The following is an 18,629-nucleotide window of genomic DNA, read 5'->3' on the forward strand; positions in this document are numbered from 1 at the left end:
CGGCCCGGCCCCACGCCCAGTTCGGATAACAACCATCCTGACGGACAACCGCCGATTCGGCTACAGCGCAGCCTCGCGGAGAGCTGTGGGCCGGGTCGATAGAGTCGGTGCTCGTGCGCGCAGACTCCCGAGCGTTCCACCGCATCCGCGTCGTCGCCCTGGTCTCCGGGTTACTCGGATTCCTGTTGGCGGCGATCACGCCGATCCTGCCGGTCAACCAGGATCGGCCGACACTGCATTGGCCCCAAGGGGATACGGCGAATGTCGATGCCCCCCTGGTCTCGTATGTGCCGTTGAACCTGGACGTGAGTCTGCCGTGCCAGGTGCTGCGGGACCTGCCGACCGGCACGCTGTTCTCGACCGTGCCCGAGGCCTCCGGACAGGCCGAGTCGAAGGGCCTGGTCGTCAAGGTCACCGACGAGCCCGACAAGGGGCGCACGGTGTCGGTGCTGGTGCGGCTGATTCCGCTGCTGTCCGCGCCGGTGTCGGAAATCGAGAGCTGCCAGGCCATTACCGTGCATTCGGATGCCGGGGAGACCCGGGTCGAGTTCACGGGGGTGAACCGCAAGGACGGGACGCCGTTCGTCGGCAGGGTCGGCGGCGACACCCGGCCGCAGGTGGTGGGACTGTTCACCGATCTGAAGCGGGATCAACTCGCGAACGCCTCGGCCACGGTGAACATCGACGCGCGCTTCACCTCCAGCCCGAACTGGATCAAGCGGGTCGCGACCGTGCTGGCCGTGGTGTTCACGCTGATCGCCCTGATCGCGCTGCATCTGCTGGACACCTCCGACGGGCGCAAGCCGCGACGGTTCCTGCCCGCGCACTGGTGGCGGGTGCGCTTGGCGGACGTGGCGGTGATCGGCACGCTGCTGGTGTGGCACATCATCGGCGCGAACACCTCCGATGACGGCTACATCCTCAATATGGCTCGGGCCTCGAAGGTTTCGGGCTACATGGCCAACTACTACCGCTGGTTCGGGGTGGCCGAGGCCCCGTTCGGCTGGCCGTACGAGGTGCTGGCGTGGATGACCCGGATCAGCGATTCCAGCCCGTGGATGCGACTGCCCGCGCTGCTGGCCGGTATCACCTGCTGGCTGGTCATCAGCCGGGAAGTGCTGCCGCGCTTGGGTTCGCGGGTGCGGCGCGACAATGTCGCCATCTGGACCGCCGGGCTGGTATTCCTGGCCGCCTGGATGCCCTACGACAACGGCCTGCGCCCGGAACCGCTGATCGCGGCGGGCGCGCTGCTCACCTGGTGTTCGGTCGAGCGGGCCATTGCCACCGGGCGTCTGCTGCCCGCGGCGGTGGGCGTGCTGATCGCGGCGTTCTCCCTGGCCGCCGGTCCCACCGGCTTGATCTGCATCGCGGCGCTCATCGCGGGCGCGCGGCCGGTGCTCATGGTGATCCTCGAGCGCGCCAAGGGTGAGGGCTCCTGGCTGCTGCGCTACGGCGCGCTGCTCGCGCCGGGCGTGGCGGCCGGAACCCTGGTGCTGGTGGTGGTTTTCGCCGATCAGACCCTGGCCTCGGTCATGGAGGCAACCCGGGTGCGCACCCTGATCGGGCCGAATGTGGCCTGGTTCGACGAGCGCACGCGCTGGGATTCGCTGCTCATGCTCTCCCCCGACGGCTCGCTGGCGCGCCGCTTCGGGATTCTGGCCATGCTGCTGTGCCTGATCGTGTGCGTCATGGTGATGCTGCGCAAGAACGGCCGGATTCCGGGCACCTCGCGTGGGCCGTCGGCGCGCATTCTGGGCATCATCTTCATGTCGCTGTTCCTCATGATGTTCACGCCCACCAAGTGGACCCACCACTTCGGCGTGTACGCCGGGCTCGCCGGATCGGTGGCGGCGCTGGCCGCGGTCGCGGTGGGCGTCAACGGGATTCGCTCGCCGCGCAATCGGACGCTGTTCACCGCGGCGGTGTTCTTCCTGCTGGCCATCACCTTCACCGGGCCCAATGGCTGGTGGTACGTGTCCAGCTACGGCGTGCCGTGGTTCGACAAGGCCCCGCTGATCGCGGGCAAGGGCTTCTCCACACTGTTCCTCGGACTCGCGGTGCTGTGCCTGCTCATCGCGGCCTACCAGCACTTCCGGGAGCCGTACCGCGAGCCGAAGCCGGTGCGCGGCTTCGACAAGTTCGCCAGCATGCCGCTCACCGTCGCCGCGGCCGTGCTGGTGCTGTTCGAGGTGCTGTCGCTGGCCAAGGCGGCCGTCGGCCAGTACCCGGCGTACTCCATCACCCAGTCGAATCTGCGTGCGCTGCAGGGAGATTCATGCGCGCTGGCCAATGAAGTGCTGGTGGAGACCGATACCGCCGACTCGCTGCTGCACCCGTGGACCGGCTCGGACGCCGACGGATTGTCCGCCGAGAACGTCGGATTCACGCCCAATGGCGTGGCCTCCGACCTCACCGCCGATGCCGAGGAGACCGTCACCGGCGGGGCCAACTCGGTCAACGACAAGTCCGGCAACAAGACCTCCAAGACCACCGGCGCGGGCACCGGCGGCGGCAAGAGCGAGGAGGTCGGCATCAATGGCAGCTCGGTGGCCCTGCCGTTCGGGCTGGATCCGGCCAAGACGCCGATCGAGGGCAGTTACACCGATGGCGAGCAACAGGTTTCGAAGCTGACCACGCAGTGGTACAACGCCGAGAGGCTGAACAGCGTCCGGAACGACCCGGCCTACCAGGTGCTGGTGGTGACGGCCGCGGGCCGCATCAAGTCCTTCAACAAGGACGGCGTGGAGACCTACGGTCAGGACCTGCTCGTCGAGTACGGCACCCGCGACGCCGCCGGAAATGTCACCAACACCGGACAGATCCGGCCCATCGATATCGGCCCGAGCCCGTCCTGGCGCAATCTGCGCGTCCCGCTGGATCAGATTCCCGCCGGTGCCAATGCCATTCGCCTGGTGCTCAATGACGCCGACATCACCCCGCGCCAGTGGCTGGCCGTCACCCCGCCGCGCCTGCCCAAGCTGGAGACGCTGAATTCCCTTGTCGGAGACACGGCCCCGGTGTTGGAGGACTGGCACGTCGGCCTCGCCTTCCCGTGCCAGCGGCCCTTCGACCACCACGACGGCGTGGCCGAGGTGCCGCGCTGGCGCATTCTGCCCGACCGGGTCGGGCAGGACGCCTCCAATGCCTGGCAGGACGATATCGGTGGCGGTCCACTGGGCTGGACGGGTTTGCTGCTGAAATCCGAGACCCGGCCGTCGTATCTGAATCACGACTGGAGCCGGGATTGGGGCTCGCTCGAGCAGTTCACCCCGTATGTCCCGGATGCGAATCCGAAGGCCACCCTGGACGTGACGGTCCAGACCCGCTCCGGCCTGGCCAAGGATTCACCCATCAAGGCCAAGTAGAAACCGACGAAACGCCCGCTCGAAGCATCGCTTCGCGCGGGCGTTTTGGTGGTTTCGCACTATGCGTGTCGCACCGGCGTAGTGAACACCGCCACTCTCAGCGACTACCGATACGATCAGCAACCGTGCCCGACGCCTCCGCAGTCCTCACGAAGCCGAATACACCGGCTCCCGCACCCGCTTCACAGCGCGACTTCAGGATCGCGAAGCTCATCGCGATCGTCGCGGGCCTGCTCGGCGCGCTGTTCGCGCTGGCGACACCCTTCCTGCCGGTGCAGCAGACGCAGGCGGAGGTGAGCTGGCCGCAGGGCGGTTCACTCGATCCGGTGCAGGCGGCCCTGGTGTCGCAGGTGCCGGTCGACGTGAACGTCACCATCCCGTGTTCGGCGGTCCAGCAATTGGATCCGCGCGGCGGCATTCTGCTGGCAACCGCGCCGCCGCAGGGCAAGGGCGCGGACCTGGAGGCCATGTTCGTCCGCGTCTCCGGCGAGAGCGTGGACGTGCTGGACCGGAATGCCGTGGTGGCCACCGCGACCCGGGCCGAGCTGAACGAATGCTCCCGCATCGTCATCACCTCCGATGACAAGCGGACCTACGCGGTCTTCGAGGGCATCACCCGCACCGTCGAGAAGCCGACCGCCGACGGCGGCCGGGAACTGGTCACCGTCCCCGCCGACGGCACCTTGCTGGGCGATCTGCGCCCGCAGGTGGTTGGCGTCTTCACCGATATGAAAGGCGCGGTGCCCGACGGCCTTTCGTTCCACATGACGGTGGACTCGCGGTTCTCCTCCACCCCGACCGTGCTCAAGCTGGTGGCCATCATCGCCGCCGTGCTGCTCACGCTGCTGGCCATGGGCGCGCTGGCGGTGCTGGACACCAGCGACGGGCGCGGGCACCGGCGCGTCCTGCCCGCGCACTGGCTGAAGCCGACCTGGGCCGACGGCGGCATCATCGGCACGCTGCTGCTGTGGCACTTCGTGGGCGCCAACACCTCCGACGACGGCTACATCCTGACCATGGTCCGGGCCGCGCCGCACGCGGGCTACCTGGCCAACTACTTCCGCTGGTTCGGCGTGCCGGAGGCGCCGTTCGGCTGGTACTACTACGTCATCCAGGCCTTCGCCGAGATCTCCACCGCCAGCCCGTGGGTGCGCATCCCCGCCCTGCTGTGCGGAATCCTGTGCTGGCTGGTGATCAGCCGCGAGGTGGTGCCGCGGCTGGGCAACGCGGTCGCCAAGTCGAACGTCGCGCTGTGGACCGGCGGCCTGGTGTTCCTGGCCTTCTGGCTGCCCTACGACAACGGCCTGCGCTCGGAGCCCATCGTCGCCCTGGGCGCGCTGCTGACCTGGGTCTCCATCGAACGGGCCATCGCCACTTCGCGTTTGCTGCCCGCCGCGGTGGCGGTGCTGGTGGCGGCGTTCACGCTGGCGGCCGCGCCGACCGGTTTGATGTGTGTGGCGGCGCTGCTCGCGGGCATCCGACCGCTGGTGCGGATCGTGGTGCGGCGGCGCCAGCAGTTCGGCGATCTCGCCCTGCTCGCACCCATCGCGGCGGCCGGATTCCTGGTGCTGGTGGCGGTTTTCGCCGATCAGACCTTCGCCGGCATCATGGAGGCCAACCGGGTGCGGCAGGTGACCGGGCCGAATCTGGCCTGGTACGAGGACTATCTGCGCTACTACTACCTGTTCGTCGAGACCGTGGACGGCTCGCTGGCGCGCCGGTTCGCGTTCCTGCTCATGATCCTGTGCCTGATCACCACCATGCTGGTGCTGCTGCGGCGGCGCCAGGTGCCGGGCATCGCGAGCGCTCCGACCTGGCGGCTCATGGGCGTGGTGTTCGGAACCATCTTCTTCATGATGTTCAACCCGACCAAGTGGACCCACCACTTCGGTTCGTACGCGGGCATCGCGGGCTCGCTGGCGGCGGTGACGGCGGTCGCGGTGTCGGCCACCGCGCTTCGCTCCCGCAAGAACCGCTCGGTGTTCCTGGCCGGGCTGCTGTTCACCCTGGCGGTGGCGTTCTCCGGCATCAACGGCTACTGGTACGTCTCCAGCTACGGTGTGCCGTGGTTCGACAAGCGGGTGTCGCTGCACGGCTTCCAGTCCAACACCTTCATGCTCATGCTCTTCGGGCTGGCACTGGCCGTGGTGGCCTGGCAGTCGCTGCGTGAGGGCTACGCCAAGCCGCTGGCGAACGGGAAGACCAAGCGCGGCAGGCGCATCCGCAAATTCGCCGCGATCCCGCTCACCGTGGTGGCCGCGCTCATGGTGGCGTTCGAGGTGCTCTCGCTGGTCAAGGGCGCGGTGACGCAGTACCCGGCGTACTCGCTGGCCCGCTCGAACTTCGACGCGCTCTCGGGCAAGACCTGCGGGCTGGCCAATGACGTGCTGGTCGAGGGGAATGTCAACGGCGGCAACCTGACCCCGATCATCGATCCGGCCCACCCGCCCAAGGACGGCGATCCGCTGGCCGGGGAGAACCCGGTCGGCTTCTCCCCCAACGGTGTCGCCGACAAGCTGGACGCCGACAGCGTCGAGGTGAAGCCGGGCACCGGCAATACCTCCACCCAGACCGTGGGCCCGGCCTTCGAGAAGGGCCAGAACGCGGGCACCGGCGGCGGCAAGGGCGCGCAGGGCGTGAACGGTTCGACCGTGGCGCTGCCCTTCGGCCTGGACCCGGCCACCACGCCGGTCATGGGCAGCTACCAGGACGGCGTGCAGCAGCCCGCCTCGCTCACCTCGAGCTGGTACGAGCTACCCGCCCGGACCGACGACACCCCGCTGATCGTGATCTCGGCGGCCGGTCGCGTCATGTCCTTCGACGACACCGGGAACATGACCTACGGCCAGGACATCTTCCTGAAGTACGGCCACCGGAACCCGGACGGCAGCGTCACCGAGCTGGGCCAGTACCGCCCGCTCGATATCGGCCCGGCCCCGTCCTGGCGGAATCTGCGCATTCCGCGCTCGGCGCTGCCCGACGATGCCGACGCGGTCCGCATCTACGCCCGCGACCCGATCCTGATCGGCGATCAGTGGCTGGCGTTCACCCCGCCGCGGGTACCGAAGCTGGTGTCGCTCAACAGCTATCTGGGTTCCGAGCAGCCGATCCTGCTGGACTGGGCGGTGGGCCTGCAGTTCCCGTGCCAGCACCCGTTCGATCACCGCAACGGTGTGGTGGACTCGGCCCCGAAGTACCGGATCCTGCCGGACCGGCCGCTGGCCATCAGCTCCACGAATACCTGGCAGGCCGAGGAGTTCGGTGGTCCGCTGGGCTGGGCGGAAATGCTGTCGGGCTCCAAGACGGTCCCGACGTATCTGAAGGACAACTACGCCCGCGACTGGGGTTCGCTCGAGCAGTACAACCCGTATTACTCGGACCCCTCGGACCCGTCGAAGTTCCCCAAGCCCGCCCAGATCGACACCCACGTGGTGACTCGCTCCGGGCTGTGGTCACCGGGCAAGATGCGGGTCTTCTGACCCCGGACACGGTGTAATCGGTGGCCGCCCGCGACCTTGCGGGCGGCCACTGTCGTTGTGGGACTTACCGATATGAAATGGCCAGCTGGCTAACGCTTGGCGTCTACGTGCGCCACCCATTCGTAGACGGGCAGGCTTCCTTCCGGAGTCTCCTGCCACCGTGGCGTCACTTTGAATCGCTCGTACCCTCCCCCGAACGCCACCCGCAACTCGATGCCCGGTGGGGTGATCGGAACGATCCGCTGTTCGAGGCCATCCGGCCCGCCTTCGAGTAGCGCCTTCGGTGAGGTACTCATAGCTGAAGGCTCTCACATCTGTCCCGGCCACCCGACGGATTCGGCGCAATCGGCGAGCCGCCTGAACAAACCCGTCAGGCGAGGCCGAACTGGTTGAGCAGGGCGCTGAGCACGCCGCCGATGATCGGAATCTTGCTCGCGCTGCCGCTGCCCATCTGGCCCGCGGGCACCGAGGTGACGCTGACGCCGATGGAACCGGCATTGTTGCTCGTCCGGTTCCCGTCGTCGCTGGCGATGATGTTGTAGCTGCCCGCGGCGGTCGGGGTCCACGCCAGGGTCGCCGTGCCCGAGGCCACCGGGGAGGCCCCGAGGTAGGTGGCGTTGCCGGAGGTGTCGGCGATCCAGAAGCTCACCTGGGTGCCCACGTTCGAGCCGCCGACGTAGGCGGTCAGCGTGTAGGTCGAGTTGACGTGGGCCAGCGCGGTTCCCGCGGACACGCTGGTGACCTGCGCGGACGCCGCGGGCGCGGTGGACAGGACCGCCAGCGCGGTGGCGGCGGTCACCGCGCCGCCGAGGATCGAGTTCCGAATTCGACGGGTAGCCATACTGCTTCGCTCCCAAGCTCGCATTTCAAGGATTGAAATGCGATGTTTTCACAACTAGAGCGGGAGCAGGTGGTGTTTGCGGGGATTGCGGGGAATCCGCTTGTCCCGCAGCACGTGCAGGGCCCGGCGAATCTCGAGGCGGGTGGTGGCCGGTTCGATGACCGCGTCGATATAGCCGCGCTCGGCCGCCACCCACGGGGTCGCCATGGTGGCGTTGTAGAAGTCGATCATCTGCTGGCGCATGGCCGCGCGCTGCTCCTCCGGCGCGGCCTCGAGGGTCTTGGCCCCGATCAGCGAGACCGCGCTCTCCGCGCCCATGACCGCGATGCGGGCCGTGGGCCAGGCCAGATTCACATCCGCGCCGAGCTGTTTGGAACCCATGACCGCGTAGCCGCCGCCGTAGGACTTGCGGATCACCACGGTCACCTTGGGCACGGTCGCCTCCACGAAGGAGAAGATGAACCGGCCGCCGCGCTTGATGACGCCGATCTTCTCCTGCTCCACCCCGGGTAGGAAGCCCGGGGTGTCGACCACGAAGACCAGCGGAATCTCGAAGGCGTCGCAGAGCCGGACGAAATGCGCGGCCTTGTCCGAGGCGCGGGCATCCAGCGCGCCCGCGTAGACCATGGGCTGATTGGCCACCACGCCGACCGTGCGGCCGTCCACCCGGGCGAAACCGCAGATGACGTTCTTGCCCGCGGATTCCCCGAACTCGTGGAACGCGCCGTCGTCGAAGATCCGAATGAGGATCTCGTGCATGTCGTATCCGGCATTGTCGGCGTCGGGGACGATGGCGTTGAGTTCCAGATCCGATTCGGTGAGCTCGGGCTCCAGACCCGGATTCACGATCGGCGGCAGTTCCTGGCAGCTCGAGGGCAGATAGCTCAGGTAGTCGCGCACCCATTGGAACGCGGCGGCCTCGTTCTTGGCCACGTGGTGGATATTGCCGTACTGGGCTTGGGAATTCGCGCCGCCGAGCTCCTCGAGACTGACGTCCTCGCCGGTGACCTCGCGAATCACCTTGGGCCCGGTCACGAACATGTAGGCCGCTTCGGTGGCCACCACCACGTCGGTATTGATCGGCGCGTAGACCGCGCCGCCCGCGCAGCTGCCCAGGATCATGGAGATCTGCGGGACCAGGCCGGACAACGGTTCCTGGCGACGGCCGAGTTCGGCGTACCAGGCCAGCGAGGTGACCGCCTCCTGCACCCGCGCGCCGCCGGAGTCGTTGATGCCGACCACCGGGCAGCCCACCTTGGCCGCGAATTCCATGATGCCCGCCACCTTGCGGCCGAACATCTCGCCGACCGAACCGCCGTAGACGGTCTGGTCGTGCGAGAAGACGGCCACCGGGCGGCCCTCCACGAGACCGTGGCCGGTGACCACGCCATCGCCGTAGAGGGCGTTCTTGTCGCCCGGATTGCGCACCAGCGCACCGATTTCCACGAAGGTGCCGGGATCCAACAGCATATTGATGCGGTCGCGGGCCGAGGGAATACCCTTTCTGGCCCGCTTGGCGATTCCCGCATCACCCGCCGGTTCCCTCGCGATGTCGAGCTTGTGTCGAAGGTCGGCGAGTTTTTCGGCGGTCGTGCTCACTGGTCTCCTTTCGGCAAAAACCTACTTTCGCAGAACCCGTGTAGCGGTGGTGCTATTTCACTGCTGTGGTGTCGATCTCCGTGAGGATCTTGGTGAGATCGGCACCGATGGTCGCGATCCGCGGCTCATCGATGATCTGGATGTGGTCACCCGGAATGTGGATGACATCCAGATTCGGAATGTGCTCGGCCCAACCGCCGTTCGGCTGCCGCTCGGCGAAACGCGGTTCCAGCTCGATCATTCCATCGTGGTAGCGATCGGCGAGGTACAGCGTCACGTGGCCGTCGTACTTGGACGGCTCGATCTTCTGCAGTTCCTTGCTGTCGATCCACGAGGTGCGCTGATGCTCGATCACACCGCCCGGAATATCGACCCCGGCGAACTTGAGCAGCTCCATGATGATCTCGATCTGCTCGGCGTCGGACGCCGCGGCCAGCTCCTCGAGCTGCTCGTCATCGAGTTCACCATTGAAACCGTAGGTCTTCTGGGCGAAGGCCTGGTATCGGCGAATCCGCTCGACGCGCTCCTCCGGGGCATCGCTGAAGGGCTCCACCGGAATCGCCAGATCGATCAGGCCGACCTGACGGACGTCCGCGCCCTCGGCCCGCATGATCTCGGCGACCTTGAGCGCGAACACCGCACCCAGCGACCAGCCGTAGAACACGTACGGACCCTCCGGCTGCCGCTTGCGGATCTCCGGAATGTACTGGCGCGCACGCTCTTCGATGGTGCCCTCGACGCGCTCCAGACCGTACATCGGGGTACCGGCCGGGAGACGGTTGAGCAGCGGTTCGTAGACCAGGGTGTTACCGCCCGAGGCGTGGAACACGAAGACCGGCACCGCATTCGACCCGGCCTCCTTCGCGCGCAACGTACGCACGAAGCCCTCCAGATCAGAGCTCTTGCCCTGGTAGCGCACGACCACCTCGGACAGTTGCTCGATGGTCTTGCAGGCCTTCACCTCGGCCGGATCGACCTCGGCCTTGACCCGCTCGGACAGGCGAGCGGTCAGCTTTTCGAGGGTGGCGTCGTCGATCTCGGGCAGCGGGTTGAAGATGCCGCCCGCGGTCTTGCCGGTCACCAGCGCCCAGGTGGCGAAGGCGAGACGTTCCTCGCCATTGCGCGGCGGGACATTGTCCGCGTCGGTCGCGCCGACCGGCGGGGCCGCCTCGAAATCGGCGTCGGTGACCGAACTCTGTTCGGATCCGGCCGCTTCGGTGATGTCGGCGGCCTCGGCCACGACATCGTGGGTCACCGCGTCGAGCTCGTCGGCCTTGGTCGGCGCGGTGGTGCCGGTCGACAGCTCGGGCCTGGGGAGCACGGCGGCCGGGTCCTTGCCCTCGGCCATGGCGGCGCGGGCGGCGGAGATGAAGTCGGCATCGACGCTGATGTCCTCGCCCGCGGCCTGGCGCGCGGCGATCTCGTCGAGCTGGTCGCGGTGCTCGACCGCGTAGCGCAGCACCTTGCCCACCTCGAGCAGGCTGGCGTCGCGCACCGCCTGGATCTGCAGCTGGGGAATGTCGAACTCGTACTCGACGCGGTTCTTGATGCGCATGGCCATCAGCGAGTCGAGGCCCAGCTCCATGAGCGGGATCTCCATGGGGAGATCCTCGACGGCGTAGCCCATGGACTCCGCGACGATGATGGCCAGGCGCTCCTCGATGGTCTGGGTGCCGTTGGGGTCCCAACGCTCACCGGGAGCCGCCTCCACCGCGGCGGCCGGAGCCGCCTCGACGACCGCGACCGGTGCCGCCACCACGGATTCCGGCAGCGGCGCGCCGGAGGTGACGACCGCGTCGAACAGCGGACGGAAGGCGTTGCCCTCCTTGGCGTGCACCGTCACCGACGCGCCACCCGGGTGCGGGGTGAGCGTGGTGGTCAGGGTGCCCGCGGCCGGAATCTGCCCGTGCGCGACCGACGCGCCGACGGTGACGTCCGAAAGCACCTGGGCGGCAGCGGCATTCACCAGTGCGGACAGGTCGGTGACGGCGGACGCCTGGACCTCCCACACGTGGCGGCCGTCCGGCAGTGCGACATGCGCGCCGGGGACCCGGCCGTTGCCCGCGCCGCCACCGAAACCACCGGAAACCCTGGGCCAGTACTGCTTCCGCACGAACGCGGTACGCGGCGCGTCGGCGTAGTCACCGGCGGGCAGCAGCGAGGGCAGGTCCACCTTGTGGCCGTGCACATACAGCTGCGCCAGCGCGGAGATGACGCCCGCGGCCTCGTCCTCCTTGCGCTTCAGCGTCGGGATGAGCGCCGCGTTGTGCACGCCCGCCGCGAAGGTGGTGCCCAGGACCTGCATGAGCGCAACCGAATTCGGCGCGAGCTCCAGGTACGTGGTGATGCCGGTGTCGACGGCCTTGCGGATGGCATTGGTGAAGTACACCGAGCCGCGCATGTTCATGACCCAGTAGTCGACATCGTGGACCGGCGCGTGGCCCGCCTTGTAGACACCGTCCTTGTGGACGGTCGAGTACAGGTCGCGCTTGAGCTTGGTGGGCTCGATGCCAGCCAGTTCGGCGGCGAGTTCGCCCAGCAGCATGTCCATCTGCGAGGTGTGGCCCGCGCCGCGGGTCTGCAGCACGCGGGCGAACTTGCCCTCGGCCTCGGCGCGCGCCACGATCGCGTGCACCTGGTCGGGCATGCCGCCGATGACGGTGTTGTTGGGCGCGGCGTACACCGCGACCTCGATATCGGGGAACTCGGTCTCGATGAGCTTGCCGACCTCTTCGGCCGAGTACTCGAGCAGCGCCATATTGCGCACCTGGTCATCGGTGAGCATGGCCTCGCCCTCGGCCATGAGCCGCGAGCGGGCGCAGATCACGCGCACCGCGTCCTCGAGCGTCAGACCGCCCGAAATGTACGCTCCCGCAACCTCACCCTGCGAGTGACCGACCACGCCCTCGGGCTCCGCACCGTGTGCGCGCAGCACCGCCGCCAGACCCACCTGGATGGTGAAGGTGCCGACCTGGCCGGTGCCGATGTCCCAGTCCATGGAGTCGTCGAGGATCATCTCCTTGACCGAGTACCCGGCTTCATCCACGACCAGCTCGTCGACCTGGTCGACGGCCTTACGGAAGATCGAGTTCTCGGTGTAGAGCTGCTTGCCCATCTTCCGGTGCTGCGCACCGAAACCGGCCATCACCCACAGCGCGCCGAGGGGCGCGGGGGAATCGGCGGTGTACACGCCGGTGCCTGGCTTGCCCTCCGCGATGGCCCGCAGACCCGCGACGGCTTCCTCGTGCGTCTTGGCGACCACCACACCGCGCGAGCGGCCGTGGTTGCGCTTGGCCAGCGTGCGGGCCACGTCCTCGAGCGGAGTCGCCTGTCCCGCTTCGGATTCCAGCCAGTCGGCCAGGTCCTTGGCGGCGCGCTTGCGGCGCGAGGGCAGGTAGCCAGAGACCGGGATGATCATCGGCAACGGCTCGTCGCGGTTGCTCCACTCCGGTTCCGGCGCAACCGCTTCCGCGATGGCTTCCGCCTCGGCGACCACATCGGTGGTCTCGTCGTCGAGGTCAGCGGTCTCCGGCAGCTCGGGGGTGGCCGGGGTGGGCACGTACTCCTGGACGACCACGTGCGCGTTGGTGCCGCCGAAGCCGAAGCCGGAGATGCCGATGGTGGCCTTGCCGCTGTAGCGCGGGAATTCGGTCGGCTCGTCGGTGACCTTCAGGTGGGCCTGGTCGAACGCGATGAACGGGCTCGGACCGGCGTAGTTGATGTGCGGCGGAATGATGTTGTGCTGCAACGCCATGATCACCTTGGCGAGCGCCGCGGCACCGGCCGCGGCCTCCAGGTGACCGAAATTGGTCTTGGCCGAACCCAGCAGGGCGGGCTTGTCGGCGTCGCGGCCGCGGCCGATGACGCGGCCCAGCGCGTCCGCCTCGATCGGGTCGCCGATGGGGGTGCCCGTGCCGTGCGCCTCGATGTAATCGACCTGGGACGGCGGGATTCCGGCGTCCCGGTAGGCCTGGCGCAGCACGGCGGCCTGCGCGTCCGGGTTCGGGGCGAGCAGACCGTTGGAGCGGCCGTCGCTGTTGACCGCGGAACCCTTGATCACCGCGTAGATGGTGTCGCCGTCACGCTCGGCGTCGGCCAGGCGCTTGAGCACCACCAGCGCCGCGCCCTCGGAGCGGACCATACCGTCGGCGTCGTTCGAGAACGCCTTGATGTGACCGTCTTTGGACACACCGCCGTTCGCGTCGAAGGCGATCGTGGCGGCGGGCGACAGCAGCACGTTGGTGCCACCGGCCAGCGCCAGATCGGCCTCACCGTTGCGCAGCGCCCGCACCGCCTGATGCACCGCCACCAGCGAGGACGAGCACGCGGTGTCGACGGCGACCGACGGACCGCGGAAGTCGTAGAAATAGGAGACGCGGTTGGGGATGATCGCCGAGACGCTGCCCATGACGCCGTAGCCGTCGGCCGACAGCGGGGTGTTCGCGTCGCCGTTGCCGACCGCCATGCCCGCGATGATCATGAACTCGGTGCTTGTCGAGCCGATGAAGACGCCGACCTGCTCACCCTTGAGGGTGTTCGCGGGAATCCGGGCGTGCTCCAAGGCTTCCCAGGTCAGCTCGAGCGCCCACCGCTGCTGCGGGTCCATGCGCTCGACCTCGACCGGCGAGTGCGCGAAGAACTCGGCGTCGAAGCTCTTGAGGACGTCCTGATCGAGGTACCCGCCCTTGACGTTGGTCTTGGTGAGCTGCTCCACCAGGCGCGGATCGTCCATGAACTCCGACCAGCGGCCCTCGGGTAGGTCGCGAATCGCGTCGCCGCGATTGATCAGGAATTCCCAGGTGGATTCGGGCGTATCGCCCGCACCCGGCAGCCGGGTGGACAGGCCGACGATGGCGATGTCGTGCGCTTCACCGGGCGCGAGGCCCTGGGTGTAGAACGAGTCGTCGGCGGCCTCGGCCGGAAGTTCGGGCTCCCCGTTGATGATTCGCTCGGCCAGCGAGGCGATGGTCGGGTGCTGGAACACGATGGTCGCGTTCAGCACGACCCCGGTCAGCTCCTCGATGTCGCCGCCGAGTGCGAGCGCATCGCGCGAGGCCAGACCGAATTCCTCCATCGGCCGATCCACGGTGATGTTCTCGATCGGCTGCCCGGTCGCCCCGGAGACCCAGCGGCGCAGCCACTCCTGCATATCCGCGACCGACATGTCGGTGGTCGCGGGCGCGCCGTCCGTCGGAGCGTTGTCGGTCGTCTGGTTCGGGTCGATGCCCTCGTTCTCAGCCATCAGTTCCTCAAGCTACCTGTCTGCGTACGGTGCGCGGCGTGAATCCGGGTTGGTGATCCATGCATGAATGGCGCGAGCCGAACCGGCTCGCGCCATCCATCTGTGAGACGGTCGTCTCACTCCTCGTCTGGTGCATCGGGGAAGGCCTGCTGCGTGTAACCACCACGCAGTGTGCCTTCCAGATAAGCAGCCTTGCAGGCGCGACGCGCGATCTTGCCGCTGGAGGTGCGCGGAATCGACCCGGCCGGAACGAGCAGGATGTCACGCGCGGTGACACCGTGGCGGGAGGAGATGGCCGCGCGAACCGCGTCCGCGATGGGGCCCGGATCGGCCTTGCCCGCGCCCGGACCGCGCTCGGCCACGATTACCAGCTGTTCGCTGGCATCGTCGGCGTCGTAGCTCAGACCCGAATGGCTGTCCTGGGCGAAGACTTCGGCGGGCAACTGGTTGGCGGGCACCGCGAAGGCCGCGATGAAGCCGGGACGCAGCATGTTCGAGGCCGCTTCCGCGGAGTACTCGAGATCCTGCGGGTAGTGGTTGCGGCCGTCCACGATCACCAGGTCCTTGACGCGGCCGGTGATGTAGAGCTCGCCGTCCACGTACACGCCGTAGTCGCCGGTGCGCAGCCAGATGCCGTCGGCCGGAACGCCTTCGGCGTGGCTGCCCTCGGGCAGGCGATGGGTGAGCTGGTTCCGGAAGGTCTTCTGGGTTTCCTCGGCGCGACCCCAGTAGCCGATGCCGATGTTGTTGCCGTGCAGCCAGATCTCGCCGACCTGCCCGTCCGGCACCTCGCGCGCGCCCTCGGGGGAGTCGATGGAATCGCCGTCCACGATGGTGGCCCACTGCGACAGCGCCACATAACCGCAGGACACCTGCGCGATGGCGTTCTCGTTGTCCGGCTCGACCTTCACCACGCGACCGGCATTGAGCTCGTAGCGGTCCACGTAGATGACCTTGGCCTCGTCCTCGTGCCGGGTGGCCGACACGAACAGGGTGGCCTCGGCCATGCCGTAGCACGGCTTGATGGCGGTCTTGGGCAGACCGTACGGGGCGAACGCCTCGTTGAACTTCTTCATCGACTTCGTGGTCACCGGCTCGGAGCCGTTGATCAGGCCGATGACGTTCGACAGGTCCAGCGACTCGCCCGGCTTGGGCAGACCGCGCACGGCGGCGTGCTCGAAGGCGAAGTTCGGTGCGGCGGCGAAGGTTCCGGCGCCGTCGGAGACCGCGGCCAGCTCGTTGATCCAGCGCGCGGGACGGCGCACGAACGAGGCCGGGGACATGATGGTGATGTACTTGCCGCCCACGGCGGGCAGGATCACCGTCAGCAGACCCATGTCGTGGTACAGCGGCAGCCAGGTGACGCCGCGCGAATTCTCGTTCAGGTCAAGCGCGTTCACCATCTGCAGCACATTGGTGCCGACACCGCGGTGGGTGATCTCGACACCGGCCGGGGTCCGGGTGGAGCCGGAGGTGTACTGCAGGTAGGCGATGTCGTCGACCGCGATGTCCGGGCGAATCCAGGACTCGCCGACGCTGTCGGGGATGGCGTCGACGGCGATGATGCGCGGGCGCTGGGCCGCGGGCAGCGACCGGAAGAACTGGCGCACACCGGCGGCGGAGGAGCTCGCCGTCAGAATCGCCGAGGGCGTGCAGTCGCCGAGCACGGCGTGCAGGCGATCGGTGTGGCCCGGCTCGTCCGGATCGAACAGCGGCACGGAGATGGTGCCCGCGTAGATGGCGGCGAAGAAGGAGATGACGTAATCCAGCCCCTGCGGAGCCAGGATCGCGACCCGATCGCCCCGCTTGGTCACCTGCTGCAGTCGGGCGGCCACCGCGCGCAGCCGCGTGCCGAACTGACTCCAAGTGAGGTCCTGGTACTCACCGTCGCGCTCGCGTGAGTAGTCGATGTAGCGGTAGGCCAAGTCATTGGCGTCATTACCGTGGGTGTGCTTCTCGACGTAGTCGACGAGGGTGCGTCCCTCGGGAATCGTGATGTTCCCCGTTTCGTCGAGGTAATCGTCGAAAGTCTCGTCCATTCCTTCTTCTCCTCCGAGGCACACGCGGCATGGAACGGCATGCATTGCCGCTGTTACCTGTGAGGCCCCGACTCTCTTCGCCCGCGGGAGCTCCATGCGAGAGCCAACCTGCAGAATTGTGTTGCGGTCTGCGCGGTGACCGTCTATTGGCTAGATGTTCTCAAACCAGGGACATGTTACAGAGCAGCTGCCCGGCCATGCTTCGGAGCGGCCGAACATCTCCCAGCTCACACCTCTGGGCTACGGGGTGACCGGCGCGAATGCCTCCAAATGGGTGGGGAGCGCCCCACATAGGACACAACAAGGACAAGGATGTGAGTTGCCGCACGTACCGGGTCTCGGCGGTGTCGCAACCCGGAGCACTTTACCGGGTGACCCCGAAACTGGGGGGTCGGTCGGTGGGGGTCACATACGCGGCCCGGTGCCCATGGTCCATGGTGCGCCCGATCGCATAAAGAACTCTGAGCGCACGCTTACGAATGTGCCGGGTGCGGAGCCTTTTCGATCAGGCCCGAGGCCCAGTTGACCGTCCACTGCGTGGCGGTCGTGCCGTTGTCGTCGACCTGGTAGCCGTTGTAGAGGCTGTGCACCGGATTGCCCGCCGCGCGCACCAGGATGTTCAGGCTGCCGAGGATATTGGCCGGGTTGAGCGCCTGCCGGGGGGCGTCGCAGATCAAATCGCCTGCGGCGCAAATGGTGAACGTCCGATTGGCGAGTTTTCCGAAGCCGCCGCGCGGGCCGGTCATGGTGATGCCCGGGACGTTGAGGCCCTTGAGCGCCACCTCCGCGCCGACACCCGGTGGGGTCGGGCCGATTTCGGTGGCCTCGCCCGGATCGCCGACATCGCGGCGGCCGTCGGCGATGGTGGTCACGCCCAGCACCAGATCTTCCGGTATGGGCCCCTTGCCCGCGCCGATCTGCGCGGCGATATCGCCCACGATCACCCCGCCCTGCGAAAAGCCGGTCAGCACATAGGTGGTCAGCGGACAGTGCGCGTAGGTCTTGGCCAGCTGGTCGGTGGCGCGCTTGGTGCCCTCGGAACGGCTGTTGTTGTACGAGGATTGGCCGTCCGGCGGAATGGCGACCGGATTGGAGAACTGCGCCACGTACGGGACGGTGTAGACCTCGAGCCGCTCGTTGGGGAACTTGGCGCGAATCGGATTGGAGATGTTCAACATCAGCGACGCCGGGTTCGCGGTCGGGTTGTAGGGGTCGTCATTGCTGTTCGACTCCCAGGTGCCCGGCACCGACAGCAGGAACACGTCCGGGCAGTCGGCGGGCTGCGACGTCGGACGCTGCGGCCCCGGCGGTTTGGGGCCGGGCAGCCGCAACCGGCCCGCCAGCAGGTACCACAGCAGCAGCGCCACCACGACCACGATCACGATCGCGGCGATGACCCACAGCAGGCAACCCGCCGGGCGGGGCCGGCGTCGTCCGATTCGGCGTCGCGTCGTCACTTCTTGCAGTAGCTCTTCGAGGCGACGTCGTAGTAGATCTTGCCGGCCTGCTCGACCGACATCTTGGACGGATCGAAGGACGGATCGGAACCGGCGATGGCGGTCACGTAGGTGACGATCTGATCCTGCGGCGCGTTCTCGGCCATGCCCTGGCAGACCAGATTGGCCGCGGTGATCGCGATATCGGAGGAGCCGGGGGTGATGCCCGCCTTCTTCAGATCCTCGAGGAAGCCCTTCTCCTTGTCGGACAGGGCGGGCGAGCCGCTCGGGGTGGTGATGAACTGGCTCGGCACCGGCTGCGGACGCTCGGGCGAGGAGGTCGCGGTCGCGGAATCCGGTGCGGGCGCCGGGGCCTGCTGATCGGTGGACGACGGCGACGGGTTGGACCCAGCGGTCGTCGGGGCGGCGGCGGTGGCCTTCGTGGTGGTCAGCGTGGGCGTGCTCTTGGCGGTGGAGTCGTTGCTACCGCAGGCGGCGAGCAGTCCGGCGGCGGCGATGGCGGCTACCACGCCGACTACCTTTCCACGGGTCCCGTGCATCTATTCGCTTCCTATATCTGTCCAAGGGCAAAAGGTCGCCCCCAGGCTAGCGGTAACCCGGGTCATAG

9 protein-coding genes are annotated in these 18,629 nt (G+C 67.7%); 2 read left to right on the forward strand and 7 right to left on the reverse strand.

Annotated elements, in window-relative coordinates; genetic code table 11:
- The first annotated feature begins 113 nt into the window (after positions 1-113).
- Entirely contained in the window at positions 114-3,365 is a 3,252-nt protein-coding gene (locus VMT65_RS22215) for an arabinosyltransferase domain-containing protein (RefSeq protein ID WP_326310223.1), read from the forward strand.
- A 125-nt stretch (positions 3,366-3,490) separates the two neighbouring features.
- Positions 3,491-6,844 (forward strand): arabinosyltransferase domain-containing protein, encoded by a 3,354-nt coding sequence (locus VMT65_RS22220; protein ID WP_442790278.1) that lies wholly within the window; start codon positions 3,491-3,493, stop codon positions 6,842-6,844.
- 89 nt (positions 6,845-6,933) lie between these two features.
- Here VMT65_RS22220 and VMT65_RS22225 read toward each other — a convergent pair whose 3' ends face one another.
- The 7 genes from VMT65_RS22225 to VMT65_RS22255 all read right to left on the reverse strand — a co-directional run bounded on the left by VMT65_RS22225 (position 6,934) and on the right by VMT65_RS22255 (position 18,531).
- A complete protein-coding gene (locus VMT65_RS22225) occupies positions 6,934-7,140 on the reverse strand; it encodes a DUF5988 family protein (protein ID WP_326310224.1) in 207 nt (68 codons plus the stop codon).
- Positions 7,141-7,214: 74 nt separating this feature from the next.
- A complete protein-coding gene (locus VMT65_RS22230) occupies positions 7,215-7,685 on the reverse strand; it encodes a hypothetical protein (RefSeq protein WP_326310225.1) in 471 nt (156 codons plus the stop codon).
- Positions 7,686-7,739: 54 nt separating this feature from the next.
- Positions 7,740-9,284, reverse strand: coding sequence for an acyl-CoA carboxylase subunit beta (locus tag VMT65_RS22235; protein ID WP_326310226.1), 1,545 nt, complete (start codon positions 9,282-9,284; stop codon positions 7,740-7,742).
- Between the two features lie 52 nt (positions 9,285-9,336).
- Positions 9,337-14,526, reverse strand: a complete 5,190-nt coding sequence (pks13, locus tag VMT65_RS22240; protein ID WP_326310227.1) for a polyketide synthase Pks13 — start codon at positions 14,524-14,526, stop codon at positions 9,337-9,339.
- Positions 14,527-14,642: 116 nt separating this feature from the next.
- Positions 14,643-16,565 (reverse strand): long-chain-fatty-acid--AMP ligase FadD32, encoded by a 1,923-nt coding sequence (gene fadD32 / locus VMT65_RS22245; RefSeq protein ID WP_326310228.1) that lies wholly within the window; start codon positions 16,563-16,565, stop codon positions 14,643-14,645.
- Between the two features lie 473 nt (positions 16,566-17,038).
- Positions 17,039-18,022, reverse strand: a complete 984-nt coding sequence (locus VMT65_RS22250) for a cutinase family protein (RefSeq protein WP_442790279.1) — start codon at positions 18,020-18,022, stop codon at positions 17,039-17,041.
- On the reverse strand, positions 18,019-18,531 hold the full coding sequence (locus tag VMT65_RS22255; protein WP_326310229.1) for a DUF732 domain-containing protein: 513 nt from the start codon (positions 18,529-18,531) through the stop codon (positions 18,019-18,021). Before VMT65_RS22255 ends, VMT65_RS22250 begins: the two co-directional genes overlap by 4 nt.
- Positions 18,532-18,629: the final 98 nt, after the last annotated feature.

Source organism: Nocardia sp. CDC153 (assembly GCF_035818515.1).
Taxonomy (GTDB): Bacteria; Actinomycetota; Actinomycetes; order Mycobacteriales; family Mycobacteriaceae; genus Nocardia.

What these genes read in the sequence shown, in the direction of transcription:
- VMT65_RS22230 (WP_326310225.1), bottom strand. Translation starts at nt 7,685, where the DNA reads ATGGCTACCCGTCGAATTCGGAACTCGATCCTCGGCGGCGCGGTGACC.
- VMT65_RS22225 (WP_326310224.1), bottom strand. Translation starts at nt 7,140, where the DNA reads ATGAGTACCTCACCGAAGGCGCTACTCGAAGGCGGGCCGGATGGCCTC.
- pks13 (WP_326310227.1), bottom strand. Translation starts at nt 14,526, where the DNA reads ATGGCTGAGAACGAGGGCATCGACCCGAACCAGACGACCGACAACGCT.
- fadD32 (WP_326310228.1), bottom strand. Translation starts at nt 16,565, where the DNA reads ATGGACGAGACTTTCGACGATTACCTCGACGAAACGGGGAACATCACG.